13 protein-coding genes are annotated in these 16,296 nt (G+C 63.4%); 1 reads left to right on the top strand and 12 read right to left on the bottom strand.

The features are described 5' to 3' along the window. Positions 1-50 precede the first annotated feature (50 nt). Positions 51-1,895, top strand: a complete 1,845-nt coding sequence (locus tag NKI67_RS24795; protein ID WP_352636626.1) for an aminopeptidase P family protein — start codon at positions 51-53, stop codon at positions 1,893-1,895. On the opposite strand, the gene NKI67_RS24790 is transcribed toward NKI67_RS24795, so the two are convergent. The 12 genes from NKI67_RS24790 to NKI67_RS24735 form a co-directional block, all read right to left on the bottom strand. Continuing rightward, a complete protein-coding gene (locus tag NKI67_RS24790; RefSeq protein ID WP_352589479.1) occupies positions 1,885-2,775 on the bottom strand; it encodes a LysR family transcriptional regulator in 891 nt (296 codons plus the stop codon). The two genes, NKI67_RS24795 and NKI67_RS24790, sit on opposite strands and share 11 nt — an antisense overlap. 316 nt (positions 2,776-3,091) lie before the next feature. Further along, positions 3,092-3,388, bottom strand: a complete 297-nt coding sequence (locus tag NKI67_RS24785; protein ID WP_352589476.1) for an AzlD family protein — start codon at positions 3,386-3,388, stop codon at positions 3,092-3,094. Continuing rightward, on the bottom strand, positions 3,385-4,113 hold the full coding sequence (locus tag NKI67_RS24780; protein ID WP_352589473.1) for an AzlC family ABC transporter permease: 729 nt from the start codon (positions 4,111-4,113) through the stop codon (positions 3,385-3,387). Before NKI67_RS24780 ends, NKI67_RS24785 begins: the two co-directional genes overlap by 4 nt. Positions 4,114-4,235: 122 nt before the next feature. Continuing rightward, positions 4,236-4,928, bottom strand: a complete 693-nt coding sequence (locus tag NKI67_RS24775) for a DUF2461 domain-containing protein (RefSeq protein WP_352589470.1) — start codon at positions 4,926-4,928, stop codon at positions 4,236-4,238. Beyond that, complete coding sequence (ligA, locus tag NKI67_RS24770; RefSeq protein WP_352647394.1) at positions 4,928-7,135, bottom strand: NAD-dependent DNA ligase LigA; 2,208 nt, start codon at positions 7,133-7,135, stop codon at positions 4,928-4,930. Before ligA ends, NKI67_RS24775 begins: the two co-directional genes overlap by 1 nt. 241 nt (positions 7,136-7,376) lie before the next feature. Continuing rightward, positions 7,377-9,050, bottom strand: a complete 1,674-nt coding sequence (recN, locus tag NKI67_RS24765) for a DNA repair protein RecN (RefSeq protein WP_352570479.1) — start codon at positions 9,048-9,050, stop codon at positions 7,377-7,379. Between the two features lie 13 nt (positions 9,051-9,063). After that, positions 9,064-9,933, bottom strand: a complete 870-nt coding sequence (locus tag NKI67_RS24760; protein WP_023676756.1) for an outer membrane protein assembly factor BamD — start codon at positions 9,931-9,933, stop codon at positions 9,064-9,066. Positions 9,934-10,137: 204 nt separating this feature from the next. Continuing rightward, positions 10,138-11,085, bottom strand: a complete 948-nt coding sequence (gene lpxC / locus NKI67_RS24755; RefSeq protein ID WP_254818982.1) for a UDP-3-O-acyl-N-acetylglucosamine deacetylase — start codon at positions 11,083-11,085, stop codon at positions 10,138-10,140. A gap of 279 nt (positions 11,086-11,364) precedes the next feature. Further along, positions 11,365-13,035: a cell division protein FtsZ gene (ftsZ, locus tag NKI67_RS24750; RefSeq protein ID WP_352570480.1), complete on the bottom strand. Its 1,671-nt coding sequence runs from the start codon at positions 13,033-13,035 to the stop codon at positions 11,365-11,367. 68 nt (positions 13,036-13,103) lie between these two features. Continuing rightward, positions 13,104-14,411: a cell division protein FtsA gene (ftsA, locus tag NKI67_RS24745; protein ID WP_023676759.1), complete on the bottom strand. Its 1,308-nt coding sequence runs from the start codon at positions 14,409-14,411 to the stop codon at positions 13,104-13,106. Next, positions 14,408-15,349 (bottom strand): cell division protein FtsQ/DivIB, encoded by a 942-nt coding sequence (locus NKI67_RS24740; protein ID WP_023676760.1) that lies wholly within the window; start codon positions 15,347-15,349, stop codon positions 14,408-14,410. The genes ftsA and NKI67_RS24740 overlap by 4 nt, the downstream gene beginning before the upstream one ends. Beyond that, positions 15,337-16,263, bottom strand: coding sequence for a D-alanine--D-alanine ligase (locus tag NKI67_RS24735; protein ID WP_023676761.1), 927 nt, complete (start codon positions 16,261-16,263; stop codon positions 15,337-15,339). The genes NKI67_RS24740 and NKI67_RS24735 overlap by 13 nt, the downstream gene beginning before the upstream one ends. Positions 16,264-16,296 lie beyond the last annotated feature (33 nt).

Genomic DNA, 16,296 nt, shown 5'->3' with positions numbered 1-16,296 from the left:
ATTTTCGAGGTCATGCGCTACGGTCGCGCCAGCATTCGAGGAGAGCCTACATGTTCCAGACCTTCGATTCCGCCGGCGATCCGGCCGTTGGCAAGCCGCGCGTGGCAATGCTGCGCCGATGGTTGGCGGCGAACGGGCTGGATGGCTTCATCGTGCCCCGTGCCGACGAGCACCAGGGCGAATATGTCGCCGACCGCTCGGCACGGCTGAAATGGCTGACCGGCTTCAGCGGCTCGGCCGGCGTCGCCATTGTGCTTGGCGAGCGCGCCGTCATGTTTGTCGACGGGCGCTACACGCTGCAGGTGCGCCAGGAGGTCGATCTCGACATCTTTTCGATCGAGAGCCTTGTCGACAACCCGCCGGCCAACTGGATCAACGACAATCTCGGCAAGGGCGTGCGGTTGGGCTTCGATCCGTGGCTCCATACGATCAGTGACGTCAAGGCGCTGAAGGCCTCGGCCGAGAAATCAGGCGCGATACTGGTGCCGCTCGAAGAGAATCCAATCGACGCCATTTGGCAGGACCAGCCCGGGCCGCCACTGGCGCCGGTCGAGATCCACCCGATCGGCTTTGCCGGCGAACTGGCCAAGGACAAGCTGGTGCGGCTGGCGGCGGCCACCGAGAAGGACGGCGCCACCCATGCCGTGCTGACCGACCCCTCCTCCATTGCCTGGGCCTTCGACATCCGCGGCGGCGACGTACCGCACACACCGCTGGCGCTCGGCTTTGCCGTGCTCGCCGCCGACGGCTCGCATCTGCTTTTCATGGACCAGCGCAAGTTTTCGCGCACCGTCGCGGCCTACCTGACGCAGCTCGCCGAATTGCACGAACCAGGTGAATTCGAATCGGCAATCGTCACCCGGGCCAAGGGCGGCGCAAAGATCGCGCTGGACCCGGTTCTCGCGGCGGACAAGCTCAGAATGCTGGTCGAGGATAATGGCGGCACCGTCATTGCCACGGCCGATCCGGCCCGCATTCCACGCGCAACAAAGAACAAAGCTGAGATCGCCGGCGCACGCGCCGCACATCGCCGCGACGGCGCCGCGGTCGCCAAGCTGCTGTGCTGGCTCGACCGCCAGAAGCCCGGCACGCTCGACGAAATCGCCGTTGTGACCAGGCTTGAGGAGACGCGCCGTCAGACCGGCGAAGAAACGCAGATGCCGCTGCGCGACGTATCGTTCGATACCATCTCCGGCGCTGGTCCTAACGGCGCCATCATGCACTACCGCGTCTCCCGCGCCACCAATCGCAAGGTGGGGGATGGCGAACTGTTCCTGCTCGATTCCGGCGGGCAGTACCAGGACGGCACCACCGACATTACCCGCACGGTTCCGATTGGCGCGCCAACCGAGGAGATGCGCGAGCGCTTCACGCTGGTGCTGAAAGGCATGATCGGCATCTCCATGCTGCGCTTCCCCCAGGGCACGCGCGGCTCCGAAATCGATGCAGTGGCGCGCCTGGCGCTATGGAGACACGGCTGCGATTTCGCCCATGGCACTGGGCACGGTGTCGGCTCCTATCTTGCCGTGCATGAGGGCCCGCAGCGTATCGCCAAGACCGGTACCGAAAAGCTGCTGGCCGGCATGATCCTCTCCAACGAGCCCGGCTATTACAAGGAAGGTTCCTACGGCATCCGCATCGAGAACTTGATTCTGGTGACACCGGCCGAGGCAATCGAGGGCGGCGACATCGCCATGCACGGCTTCGAGACGCTGACGCTGGCTCCGATCGACAAGCGGCTGATCCGGTCGGACCTTTTAACCCGCGACGAGTTGCATTGGCTTGACGAATACCATGCCCGCGTACTGGCCGAGATCGGACCGATGCTCGACGGCGAGACGCTGGCCTGGCTGGAAAAAGCAACCGCCCCGCTGCCGCACGACCTCAAGCAATAGCGCCGGCGGCAACGCCGGTTGGCAGGCTTTGCTCCGCAAGCAGTCCCTGCAAAGCGGTGACGTTGGGAGAACCGGCTCCCTTGCGCCAGAACAACACCGTGACGGCGTTGTCTTCGTCAGAGGGCAGTTCGTGCAGCTTTAGCCAGCGGCTTTCCGGGAAACCCGAAAGCACGCTTTTCGGCATCAGCGCTATGCCCATGCCAGCCACCACGCAACCAAGGATGGCATGGTATGAACCAAGCTCGATGGTTTTCTCGGCCATGAACCCTCTGCGCGCATACCATTGTTCCAGCCGCTTGCGGTGCGGACAGCCGTGCTCGAAGGCTATCATGGTTTTGGGCATGTCCAGGTGGTCTTCGACCGAAACGCGCGATGCCGCCGAGACAATGACCAGCTGCTCGTGGAATGCGGGCAGCTTTTCGAACGGAACGTCAGCGATCGGCTCGGCTGCGAACGCTGCATCGAGTTCGCCGGCAAGCATGGCGGTCGCGAGAACCTGCGGATTGCCGGTGCGCAACTGGATTTCCACTTCGGGATAACGTGCGTGATAATCGGCGAGCAGACTTGGAAGCCGTGCCGCGGCGGTGCTCTCCATAGCACCTAGGCGAAGCGTGCCGCGCGGGCGTGGATCGAGCATCGCCGTTCGCGCCTCCTCCGCAAGCGCCAGCAGCCGATCCGCATAGCCGACCAATTTGTGACCGGCCGGCGATACGTGCAGGCGCTTGCCCTCCCGGATAAACAGCTGCACGCCGAGATCCTCCTCGAGCTGCCGGATGCGTGTGGTCACGTTCGACTGCACGCGAAACAGTTTTTCCGCCGCCCTGGTGATTCCGCCCTCACGCACCACCGTGCGGAAGATGCGCAGATCGGTCAAATCCATACATCTCTCCTGGAGAACATAACGATCTTAATTATTCATTTTAACTGATTATGCCTTTCCCGTAAATCGCCGGTGTAGCTGCCGATCAACACGGCAAACCAGGGGAGATGGAAATGTCGCGTGAGCCCTTCGGCATCCAGCCGATCGATCTAAGCGCATTGACGCCGAAGCAGCGCGAAGCACTCTATAGCGACGCCGTGCGTTGCGCCCACCAGGAGAGAGCGGAGGCGATCCGGCTGAGCCTGTCGCGGGTCGGCGCGGCAATAGTCGCTGCGGTAAAGCGCATGTGTGCTCTCGCCGCCAAGGCAAAAGTCGATCAGCCGACGAGCTGCCGCGCGAGGATCAGCACGGCAGCACCCGCCAGGAACATCGCCATCAGGCCGCCGCGCAGTGAGACAAGGCCGGCGACGATCAAGGCTGCCCATTCCGCCGACCCGGCGCTGAGCGCCGCCGGCGCCACCAGCGTGGTCAGCACCGCCGCCGGCACGGCGTTCAGCCCGGCTTCGACGCGCGGATGGATATGGTCGAAGCGTGAGATCACCAGATGACCGCCGATGCGGGTCAGATAGGTTGCGATCGAAGCGGCGATGATGATCCACAAGGTCGTGCTCATGGCCGTGCCTCCACGCCGCTGTGGCGGGGCGGCAGGATGACGGCGAGCAGCACGCCGGCCAGCGCGCCGATGGAGACATGCCAGGGCGAGCCGACCGTTTTGTATGCAATGATGGAGGCGGCAGCGCTGGCGACGACCACCGGCAGCCACAGCGGCCGCTTACGGAAGCTCATGACCAGGCCGAGAAAATAGATCGGCAGCAGGAAGTCGATGCCCAGCGCGTGGGTGTCGGGAATAAGCTTGCCGAACATCGCGCCGAGCGCGCTTTCAATCACCCAGAACACATAGACCGGCAGCCCAAGCCCCATATACCAGGTAAACCCGACGGTCTCGCCGGCCTCCGCCTTGCGCTCGGCCACCGCGAACTGCGGATCGGTCAGCACAAAATAGCCTATCGCCTGCTGCACCAGCGGCCAATGCGCAATGCGCCGGCCGATGCCAGCCGAATAGAGGACATGGCGAAAATTCACCGCGAAGATCGACAGCACGATCAGCCACGGCGCGACATGCTGGCCGAACAGCTCGATGCCCACCATCTGGCTGGCGCCGCCGAACACCGTTGCGCTCATCAGGAACGCTTCGAGCACGGAAAACCCGTTGTCGACGGCGAGCGCCCCGAATAGTAATGCAAACGGCGCCGACGCCACCACGACGGGCATGCTGAGCCGCACGCCGTCCCAGAAATCGCTTTTCGCTCCGTTTTCGGAGATTGCTTCCGCCGACATCGATCGCTCCTTGGGAACGGCCGTATGTAGAGAGAGCGGCCCGGCTTGTCACACCAATTTGCTTGAGGCAAACGATCAGCGGAAATGATGGCTGAAGCGTCGCGGCAAGCTCCCTTCCGAGCCTAGCGCGGCGAAGCCTTGCCTTCGATCGCCCTGCCCCAGTCGAGCAGCGGTTTTGCCCGCATGGCGAAGTCGACAAGCTCGTCGACCAATCCAGCTCCGTAGATATCCGCCGGCTCGATTGCGTGCCGGACGGCAAAATGCCGGTTGCGGATCGCGGCAGCGAGATCGGGCTCGGCGATATGCTCGAAGCCGCGCGGCGTGCGCTTCATGCAGCCGTCCGGGTCGAACTCGAGGCCGTTCTTCTTCAGCGCCGCAACGAGGCTGCGGAATTCAGCGGACCGCTTCGCGATCGCGTTGCGCAGCGCCAGCAATAGCTCCGGTCCGGGCTGCCACCAGGCAACGGCGGCAAAGCAGCGCTCCAGCCCGATATGGACGTAAAACACGCCCTGTTCCATCTTGGTGCCGTCGGGCGAAAGGATCGCCGACAAATGCCGGTTATAAGGCCGTTTGTCCTTGGCGAAACGCACGTCGCGGTTAATCCGGAACAGCGACTTCTTGCGGTCGCCGCGCAGGCCGAGCCCCGCGGCCGTGAAGCGCTCGGAGAGCGTCTCGACCAGATCGCCGAAGGGATCGCGCAGGTCGCGCTCGAAAAGGTCGCGGTTTTCCAAAAACCACTCCCGGCTCTGATGAAAATCCAGCGCCTTGAGGAAGGGAATGGCCTTTTGCCCAAAACCGTTGAACGCAGCCGCCATCACCCGCCCTTGCCAATCCGCTGCAGCCAGGTGTCTTCGTCGATCACCTCGATGCCGAATTTGGTCGCCTCCTTCAGCTTGGAACCGGCGCCTGGCCCTGCCACCAGGAGATCGGTCTTCGCGGAAACCGAGCCGGCGACCTTCGCGCCGAGACGTTCAGCCATCGCCTTGGCCTCCGGGCGCGTCATCTTTTCCAGCGTGCCTGTAAACACGATTGTCTTGCCGGCGACCGCACTATTGGCTGAGACGTTCACAATGTACGGCTTCGGGTGGATCTGTGTGAGCAGCGCTTCAAGCACGGCGTCGTTGCGTTCATTGCCGAAGAAATCGCGAAGGGCGCCTATCACCGTATCGCCGATGCCGTTGATCGAAGGAAAAACGGTGTGTGGATCGGCTGCCGCTGCCGTCTCCTTGCCGATGCGGATCAACTCCTCGATCGTCGAGAAGGTTCGGGCAAGCACAGCGGCCGTCGTTTCGCCGATATGGCGGATGCCCAGCGCGAAGATGAAGCGATCAAGTTCCGGTTCGCGGCGGGCGTCGATGGCAGCGAAGAGCTTGTCGAGGCCGTCATAGTTGCGTTCCTCGACGCTGCGTACATTCTTGCGCGTTTTGCCCGATGCGGCCTCGCGCTGCCTGGCCTGCTCCTCCCGTCGCTCCGCCAGCGCCTTGGTGACGGCGGGACGGCGGTCCCGGAGAGTGAAGATATCGGCGGCTGTCTTGACCAACCCGGCATTGAAGAACAGGTCTATGTTTTCAGCGCCCAGGCCTTCGATATCCATGGCGCCGCGCGACACAAAGTGGCGCAATCCTTCGACGGCCTGCGCAGGACAGATCAGTTCGCCGGTGCAACGTCGGCGGGAATCTTCCTTGCCGGTCTTCTCGTTGATCTCGCGCGTTGCCGGCGAGCCGCAGATCGGACATTTGTGCGGGAATTCGTAGGGCACGGCATCAGTCGGCCGCTTGTCGGCGACGACGCTGACGATCTGCGGAATGACGTCCCCTGCCCGCTGGATGACCACCGTGTCGCCGATACGCACGTCATAGCCGTCGCGGATCGGCTGGCCGTTGCTGTCCAGACCCTTGATGTAGTCTTCGTTGTGAAGCGTGACGTTTTCGACCACGACGCCGCCGACCGTGACGGGCGCAAGCCGGGCAACGGGCGCCAGCGTACCGGTACGGCCGACCTGAATGTCGATCCTGAGCACGGTCGTCATCGCCTGTTCGGCCGGAAATTTGTGGGCAATGGCCCAGCGTGGTTCGCCGGTGACAAAGCCCCATCTGCGCTGCAATTCCAGCTGGTCGACCTTGTAGACGACGCCGTCGATGTCGTAGCCGAGCGATGAGCGCTGGGTCTCGATTAGGTGATAGTGCGCGACCAGTTCCTCGACCGATTTTGCTCGGACCATCAGCGGACTGACCTTGAACCCCCACTCCGCGAACTTCTGCACCGAATCGTACTGGGTCGGAGCCGGATCCTTCGTCGTATAGCCCCAGGCATAGGCAAAGAATTTGAGGTTGCGGCTGGCGGTAACGGACGGGTCCTTCTGACGGAGCGACCCGGCCGCCGTGTTACGCGGATTGACGTAATCCTGGCCGCCTATCGCCGCCGAACGTTGCTTCAGCGCCTCAAATTCCGCGTAGGTCATATAGACCTCACCGCGTATTTCGATGACCTCGGGCCAGTCCGATCCCTTCAAGGTCTTGGGAATATCGGCGATGGTCTTGAGATTGGCGGTGATGTCCTCGCCGACGACGCCGTCGCCGCGCGTTGCTCCCTGCACGAACACACCGCCTTCATACCGCAGGGAAGCCGATAGCCCGTCGATCTTCGGCTCCGCCGTGAAGGCGATGTTCAGATCCTTGTCGCGGTCAAAGAATCGCCGGCCCCGTTCGATGAAGTCCGCGACGTCCTGGTCGGTATAGGCCTTGGCTAGGCTGAGCATCGGCACCGCGTGGCGCACCTTGGCAAAGCCTTCCGCCGGCGGCGCGCCGACCCTGCGTGAGGGCGAATCCTCACGCACCAAAGCGGGGAAGCGCTGTTCGATGGCGAGGTTGCGCCGCGTCAGCGCGTCATATTCCGCATCCGTGATTATCGGCGCGTCCTCGCCATGGTAGCGCCGGTCGTGCTCGGCGATCTCCTGCGCCAACCGCTTCAACTCGCTTGCCGCCTCGCTTTCGCTGAGCGAATCGACTGGTTTTTCGTCCATGCACTGCTCCCTCCACGGTGGCGCGACACAATAGAGCAGGATTCTCTCACGAGGGAGAGACCAGGCACGGAAAATCATTCCTGAACAGCAGGATGGCGCCAGACCCTGACTCAGGTCACGAGCGCCGGAAACGAACTCGTCTAGAGCAATTCCGGGAAAAGTGTGAAACGGTTTTCCGTCCGGAATTGCGCAAAACAAAGAAGTAGAGCGGTTCGGCGTTTCCGTGAAACGATGAACCGCTCTAGGCTGCAGCGGTGTTCTCCCGCAGCAGCCGCTCGGCCGCCGCGCGCGCCTCGTCGGTGATGGTGGCGCCGGCGAGCATGCGTGCGATCTCTTCCTGCCGCGCCGCCCGGTCCATCTCGGCGATGCCGGTCGAGACCCGGTCGGCCCCGCCCGATTTGGAGATCAGGAAATGCGTCGCCGCGCGCGCCGCCACTTGTGGTGCATGCGTGACCGAAAGCACCTGCACGCGTTTTGCCAGCCGCGCCAGCCGCTGGCCGATGGCGTCGGCAACCGCACCGCCGACGCCGGTGTCGATTTCGTCGAAGACCAAGGTCGGCGCCGAGCCCCGGTCAGCGAGTGCTACCTTCAACGCCAGCAGGAAGCGCGAAAGCTCGCCGCCGGAAGCGACTTTCATCATCGGGCCGGGCCTGGTGCCGGGGTTGGTGCGCACCCAGAACTCGACCTGGTCGATGCCTTCTTCCATGCGGCTCTCGGCATCGCTTGCGATCTCGACGATGAACTCGGCCCGTTCGAGCTTCAGCGCCGGCAGTTCGGCCATTACCGCCTTGGTCAGCCCGACGGCCGCCGCATGGCGAAGCGACGACAGCTGGGCCGCCGTAATGTCATAGGCCTGGCGCGCCGCTGCAGCCTGTGTCTCCAGCGCATGCAGGCGCTCTTCGCCGGCGTCGAGATCGGCAAGGTCGGCCGCCATGGTGTCACGCAATTGTGCCAGGTCGTCGACGGCGACGCTGTGCTTGCGCGACGCGGCACGCAGCGAAAACAGCCGCTCCTCGGCTTTCTCCAGCCGCTGCGGATCATATTCGGTGGCGCGCAGTGCGGCTTCGACGCCCGACTGCGCCGCGTCGAGCGACAGCATCGCCTCGTCGAGCGACTTGACGACATCCTCGAGCAAGCCGGGCGCTTCCGTCACCTTGCGCTGCAGCCGCCTGAGCAGGCTGGCCAACTGCGGCAAGGGCGAGGACGGGCCCGAGAGCACATCCTGCGCATCGTGGATTTCCGAGGCGATCTTTTCGGCACGCATCATCGAGGCGCGCAGTTCGGCGAGCTCGGTCTCTTCGCCCGGTTGCGGATCGAGCCTGGTCAATTCGGCGACCGCCGCACGCAGATAATCGGCCTCGCGGGCAGCTGCCTCGACTTTGGCCCCGTGCCGTGAAAATTCCTGCTCACAGGTACGCCAATGCCGCCACGCCTCGCCGGTTGCCCGCGCGGCACCCAGATGACCGCCGAAACTGTCGAGCAACTCGCGATGGGCGCCGGGATCGACCAAAGCGCGCTCGTCATGCTGGCCGTGGATCTCGACCAGCGCACGGCCGATGTCGCGCATCAGCGTCACGCTGGACGGCTGGTCGTTGACGAACACGCGCGTGCGGCCGTCAGCCGTCTGGACGCGGCGCAGGATAATGTCGCCGTCGTACTCGATGGCATTCTCGGCAAGCAGCATGCGAGCCGCGTGATTGCGCGGCACGTCGAACACGGCGATGACTTGGCCTTGTGCCGCGCCATGCCGCACCAGCGAGGCGTCGCCGCGGGCGCCAAGCGCCAGCGACAAGGCGTCGAGCAGGATGGACTTTCCGGCGCCGGTTTCGCCGGTCAGCACCGAAAGGCCGGACGAGAAGTCGATGTCCAGCTTCTCGATCAGAACGATATCGCGGATCGACAGCCTGGAGAGCATGGTGACGCGCCGCTCAGGCGCCGGTGATCAGCTTCCCGGCCTTGGAGATCCACGATCCGGCATTCTCGCGCGGCTCGAGCCCACCACTCTGCAGGAGCTTGTAGGAGTCCTTGTACCACTGGCTGTCGGGATAGTTGGTGCCGAGCACGGCCGCAGCGGTCTGCGCTTCCGACGTTAGCCCCATCGCATAGTAGCTCTCGGTCAGACGCGCCAGCGCCTCCTCGACATGGCGTGTGTTCGAATAGTTCTCCACCACGTTGCGGAACCGTTTGACGGCTGCGATGTATTCGCGGCGCTCGAGATAATAGCGGCCGATCTGCATCTCTTTGCCGGCGAGCTGATCGTTGGCGAAGCGGATCTTCTCCTTGGCGTCGTCGGCATATTCGGACGTGGGCCAGCGCGTCACGAGGTCCTGCATCGTCTGCACGGTAAGACGCGCTTCCTTCTGGTCCTGGGTGACGTCCTTGATCTGGCGGTAGTAGCTCAGCCCGATAATATATTGGGCATAGGCTGCATCGTCGGTCGACGGGTACAGGGTCAGGTAGCGCTTGGCCGAACCGATCGCCTCATCGTAATTGCCCTGACGGTAGTCGGCAAAGGCACCCATCACCATCGATTTGCGGGCGAATTCGGAATATGGATGCTGGCGGTCGACGGCGTCAAACTTGCGGCTTGCCTCCTGCAGTCGCCCGGCATTCAGATTGGCGAGACCCTGATTGTAGAGCACGTCGGCCGGCTCGGTCTGATCGACATAGGTCGACAGATCGACGTCCTTCTCGGACGACATGCAGGCCGACAGAAACAGCGATGGAACGACCACCGAAAGCGCCAGGAAAACAGCCCGCCGCAGCGCCTTCGATTGACCAACTCGCTTGAAAAACATGTTTGGATTCCGCCCTTTCGGCGTCATTTCAGTCGACGGCAGCAGCCATAAACCATAATTGCCTTGCCCGGCAACGCTATCCCCGGCCAATCGCACATTTTTGTGGCGGTTTGGCGCCACCTGGAAAGCTGTGTAATTTGGCCGGCCGGTGATGCATCCATGCAACACAGCTTGACCGCAATGTGGGCCGTAAGACCTTAAGAATCAGATCATCCAGGGCGCATAGAGGGGTGCGTTGACGGCGCTCATCTCCGCGGTACGCCCGCGCTCGCGGCGCGTCGTCTCGACGATCTCGAAAGCCGAACGGTCCGACAAGAGACGGCGCAGCGCAGCCGCGTTCAGCCTGTGGCCACCACGATAGGAGCGGAAGCAGCCGATGAACCGGGCACCGGCGAGCGCCAGGTCGCCCATCGCATCCATCGTCTTGTGGCGCGCGAACTCGTTGGGATAGCGCAGGCCTCCCATGTTGATCACGCGGTTGTCGTCGCCGATCACCAGGGAGTTTTCCAACGAGGAGCCGAGCGCATAGCCGGCCGCCCACAGCCGCTCGACGTCCTTCATGAAACCGAACGTGCGGGCCCGCGCGACGTCGCGGCGGAAAATGTCGGCGTTCATGTCGGATGCAAAAAGCTGGCGCCCGATCGCCGGACTTTCGAAATCGATCTCGATCTCGAAGCGCGTGCCGTCATAGGGCCTGAACTCCGCCCAGCAGGCTCCGTTCTCGATGCGAACCGGCTTGACCACCCTGATGTAGCGACGCTTGACCGGCAGCGTTTCGATGCCTGCCTGGTCAATGGCCTCGACGAACATCACTGCGCTGCCGTCGAGGATAGGCACCTCATGGCCGTCGATTTCGATGACGAGATTGTCGATTCCAAGCCCGAAAAGCGTCGCCATCAGATGCTCGACCGTGGCAATGTGCTCGCCTTGCGGATCGCCAAGCATGGTGCAGAGATCGGTGGCGCCGACCTCGGAGACGAGCGCGCGAAATTCGTGGCTTCCGCTTGCATTCGAAAGCTGGAAGACGACACCCGTATCGGCATCCGCCGGCAGGAAATGGACGGTGACCGGATTGCCACTGTGAACGCCGATGCCAGTCAGCGTCGCGCGCGATTTAAGTGTCGTCTGATAGTCGTGCAAAACAATCCCCATAGCCCGTACTGCCTAGGTCCGCTTCATCTGCCCTGAGGGCGCGGCTCTTGATTGATCGGCAGGCAGGGCCACTTCCCCGAGACTCCCAGCAAACCGACTTTGGTCGGTGGCGAAGATAATGATCCCGCAGGGAGACTCCAAATCACGGTTTCTTACTCTTTGTAACTGCGGTCCCGGGAGGGAACGCCTCATAAGTCCTTGTTCTGAAATCGTTTTTAACGTTAACAGGCGAACAGTCTCCTGCTCGCCTGTTAACAACTGTTACGAACCGTTAACAGATCAATTGGCCTGTCGGCGCAGAAAGGCGGGAATCTCCAACTGATCGTCTTCCTGGACAGCCCGGCTCTGCGGCGTCAGTCGGCCCTGCTCGTCCAGCTGGCCGCGGCGCGGCGCGTAAAGCTGCGGATCCTGGCTGGCAAGGCGGCGCACTTCCGCCGGCGCCTGGCGCAGTTTCGGTTCGCGCGGCTGCGCCGGCTGCAGCCTTGCAGGCTCCTCTTCGCGGCGGGTCAAGCCGTTGGTCAGGCGCTTGAGCAAGCCCATCGGGCCGCTGTTTTCGTGGTCGGCCGGGCGCGCCTTGGCTTCCACTTCGGCCTTCACCTGCGGCGGGAAATCCTCGACCCGCGGCATGCGCTGGGGTGCTGCGGCAACCGGCTGCGGCATTTCACGATGCGGAGCAGGCTGCATCGCTTGCTGAACCGCTGGCTGCATCATCGGCTGCGGCTGAGCCGGAGGCGCCTGGAAGATCTTGCTCTGCGGACGGAAGTCTTCCGCATGCGCGACCGGTGCCGGGCGGGCCTGCGCCACCGCTGCCGCATTCGCCTCGGCGAGCTGAATGGCCTCGGCGACCGGGTCGGCAGCACGTGGTTCATAGATCGGTTGCTGGACAGGCGCCGGGCGCATTTCCGTGACCTGGGCCGCCGGGCGGCTGGCCGCCTTCGGCGGAGCCGTGCGGATGGCGATCGGCGCGGCAGCGATTTCGGCCGCCGATTTGTCGATGCCGGTGGCGACCACTGACACGCGGATAACGCCTTCGAGTTCCTCGTCGAAAGTGGCGCCCAGAATGATGTTGGCATCCTGGTCGACCTCTTCGCGAATGCGGGTTGCCGCCTCATCGACTTCGAACAGGGTCAGGTCGCGGCCGCCGGTGATCGAGATCAGCAGGCCCTTGGCGCCCTTCATCGAGGTCTCGTCGAGCAGCGGGTTGGCGATGGCGGCTTCCGCCGCGGCCATTGCACGGCCCTCGCCCGAAGCCTCGCCAGTCCCCATCATCGCCTTGCCCATTTCGCGCATGACCGAGCGGACGTCGGCGAAGTCGAGATTGATCAGGCCTTCCTTGACCATCAGGTCGGTGATGCAGGCAACGCCCGAATAGAGCACCTGGTCGGCCATGGCGAAGGCATCGGCGAAGGTGGTCTTGTCATTGGCCAGCCGGAACAGGTTCTGGTTGGGAATGACGATCAGGGTATCGACGCATTTCTGCAGTTCCTCGATACCCATGTCGGCCGTCTTCATGCGGCGCTGGCCTTCGAAGTGGAACGGCTTGGTGACGACGCCGACGGTAAGGATACCCTTTTCGCGGGCAGCGCGGGCAACGACGGGAGCCGCCCCGGTGCCGGTGCCGCCGCCCATGCCGGCAGTGACGAAGCACATATGCGTGTTGGAGAGATGATCGATGATCTCATCGATGCATTCCTCCGCCGCCGCGCGCCCGACTTCAGGCTGCGATCCGGCGCCGAGACCCTCGGTGACATGCGCGCCGAGCTGGATCAGCCGCTCGGCCTTCGACATCGTCAGTGCCTGCGCGTCGGTGTTGGCCACCACGAACTCGACGCCGCGCAAGCCGGCGGTGATCATGTTGTTGACGGCATTGCCGCCGCCGCCGCCGACACCGAACACGGTGATGCGCGGCTTGAGCTCGGTGATGTCCGGCTTCTGCAGATTGATGGTCATTGTCTTCGTCCTTTGCCTTTCCCGCCGCTTCGCCGCCGCGGCCGCCTATGGGGCTGTCCCCGTCAAAATTAAAAACTGTCTCTCAACCACTGACTCATTCGATGCAGTTTTCCGCCTGTTCCGGTCATCCGAAGACCGGAAATTCCCTTCGCCGGCCGGCTCTCGAAGCTCGCCATCTGTGGATAGATCAGAAGTCCGACCGGGGTCGAGAAAGCCGGCCCCTTGGCCGCCTCGGGCAAGCCTGCCACGCCAAGCGGGCGTCCGATGCGCACATTGCGGCCGAGAATGCGGCGTGCTGCTTCTGGCAGGCCGGCAAGCTGGCTGGCACCGCCGGTCAGCACCACACGCTTGCCGACGGCGTTGCCGTAGCCGGATTTGTTCAGCCGGTCGCGCAACAATTCCAGCGTCTCGTCGATGCGGGCGCGGATGATGCGCGTCATCACCGAGCGCGGGATCTGCAACGGCACCTCGCCGTCCTCGCCGATCGGATGGATGGAAACCAGGTCGCGGTCGTCGGCACTGCCAGGCAGCGCCGAGCCATGCATCACTTTCAGCCTTTCGGCGGCATCGAGCGAGGTCGACAGGCCCTTGGCCATATCCAGCGTGACGTGGTTGCCGCCGATCGCGATGGCATCGCCATGGACGAACTTGCCTTCCGAAAACACCGAGATCGTCGTCGTGCCGCCGCCCATGTCGATGCAGGCCGCGCCCATTTCGAGCTCGTCGTCGACCAGCGCAGCAAGCCCACTGGCATAGGGCGTCGCCACCATGCGTTCGACCGACAGATGCGAGCGGTTGATGCAGAGCTCCAGATTGCGCAAGGGCGCTGCGTCGCCTGTCAGCACGTGCATGTCGACGCCAAGCTGGTCGCCAACCATGCCGCGCGGATCGCGCACACCGCGCTCGGCATCCAGCGAAAAGGCTACGGGAAGCGAATGGATCACCTCGCGCTCGGCCCGCAACGCCTGCTTGGCGCCGGCGGCAAGCACGCGCTTGATGTCGGCCTCGTCGGCCTCATGGCCGCCGAGATTGATGGTGGCCGAAAAAGCCTCGCTCTTCAGCCGGCCGGCAGTCATGTTGACGATCAGCGAATCGACCGTCAGTCCCGCCATGCGTTCGGCGGCGTCGACGGCAAGACGGATGGCGTGCTCGGCACGGTCGAGATCGATGACGACGCCCGATTTCACGCCTTGCGATTTCTGGTGGCCGATGCCGATCACCTGGACGCGATGCGAGCGTCCGCGCAGCAGCTTGCCATCGTCGCGCGGCTTGAGTTTGGCCACCACGCAGCAGACCTTGCTGGAGCCGACATCCAGCACCGTCAGGATGCCGGACCGGCGCGACGAGGCATCGCTATTGCCGCCAAGCCAGCTCATATCTTCGTCTCCGGCTTGCGCTTCAGCATCTTGGGCTTTTCGTCGAGCGCGGCTTGGCGCTGTGTCGCCGCTTCCGGCGTCAACTGGACGACCAGACGATCGGAAAGGCGCATGTCGACGGCGGCGATGTCGCGCGTCAAAAGCCCGTTCTCGTGATCCATCCTGACCAGGTCGGCAATCGCCTGATCCTCACCGTCTTCGGGAAGCTTGATCGTGATGCCGTTTTCAAGCTTGAGGTCCCAGCGCCGTTCGCCGATGCGGATATAGCCCTTGATCCGCGCGGCGAGCTCCGGATAATTCTTGATCTTGGCTAGGAAATCCGGCGCTTTGGCCGGTGCGCCGGTGCCGATGATCAGCGGCAGCAATATCTGTTTGCCGCCGGAGAATGGCGCAATGACGGTGCCGGATTTCTCGATGACCGAAAGCGCGCTGCCTTGCTGCCACAGCGCGAACGGCTCGCGCTCCTCGACGCGCACTTCCAGCGTATGCGGGTAGACCTTGCGCACTGCCGCGGCTTCGACCCAGGGTAGCGTGGTGATGCGTTCGCGCGCGGCTTCGGCATCGAAGCCGATCAGCGAGGTCCAGCCGTCGAGTTCCAGCCTGTCGAGAATATCGATCTCGGACGTTTCGCGGTTGCCGACGACCTTGACCTGGTCGACGGCAAAGCCGGTGCGGGCGGTGACACTCTGGACGATGGCGTCGGAATATCCGCCGAGATAGGCGCCATAGGCACTGCTCGAAACAAGCAGTGCCGCCGACAGCATGGCAGCGCAATAGGGCGGCGCTTCGAAGTCGCCTTCGCCGAGGCGCGCCAGCACGCGCACCGGCCGGCGGAGCAGGCGCGGCAGCACGAAATGGTCGAACGACAACGGCATGCCGAACAGCGCCGGCCCGGCCGCGCCCTTCCCGTTGCCCTGTCCCCACTTCAACGCAGACACGAAGCGTCCTCCACCATCCAACTCAACAAATCGCCGAACGAGTGTCCCGCTTGCGCGGCGATTTCCGGCACCAAAGACGTCGGCGTCATGCCCGGCTGGGTGTTGACCTCGAGCCAGACAATTTCGCCGTTTTCGGAGTGACGATCGTCATAACGGAAGTCCGACCGGGAAACGCCCCGACAGCCGATAGCTTGATGAGCCTTGAGTGCCAGTGTCTGTATTTTTTGGTAAATATTCGGTGAAAGTTTTGCCGGGCATTCGTGTTTTGATCCTCCCGCGACGTATTTTGAATCATAGTCGTAAAAGGAATGGCCGGTCGGGATGATCTCGCAGACACCGAGCGCCACATCGCCCATCACCGCGCACGTCAATTCCCGCCCGTGCACATAACGCTCGACCATCACCGCGTCGCCATATCTCCACTCGGACGAGCCGATGATCTGCGGCGGATGCGACTGGCCTTCATGCACGATGACGACGCCGAAGCTCGATCCTTCGTTGACCGGCTTGACTACATAGGGCGGCTTCATCGGGTGCTTGTTCTGGATGGCGAAGCGATTGGCCACCTTCGATTCCGCCACCGGAACGCCGGCCGCCTTGGCGACCTTCTTGGCCTGTTCCTTGTTCATCGCAAGCGCCGAGGCAAGCACGCCGGAATGGGTGTACGGAATGGCGAGGTACTCGAGGATGCCCTGGATGGTGCCGTCCTCGCCGAAGGGGCCGTGCAGCGCATTGAAGACGACGTCAGGCTTGAGCTCGGCGAGCACCGAGCCGATGTCACGCGAGACGTCGACGCGGGTGACCTGGTAGCCCTCCCCCTCCAGCGTATCGGCGCAGGCTTTGCCCGACGACAGGGATACGGGCCGCTCGGACGAGAATCCCCCCAGAAGGACGGCCACGTGCTTGCTTGTCATTCCCCGTCATTTCCTCTCACAGCAGGCCTGCAC

Origin of the sequence: Mesorhizobium sp. M0408 (assembly GCF_040321495.1) — a bacterium.
Taxonomy (GTDB): domain Bacteria; phylum Pseudomonadota; class Alphaproteobacteria; order Rhizobiales; family Rhizobiaceae; genus Mesorhizobium.
The sequence above is the reverse complement of the archived record's forward strand: the minus strand, read 5'-3'. Positions and strand labels throughout refer to the sequence as shown.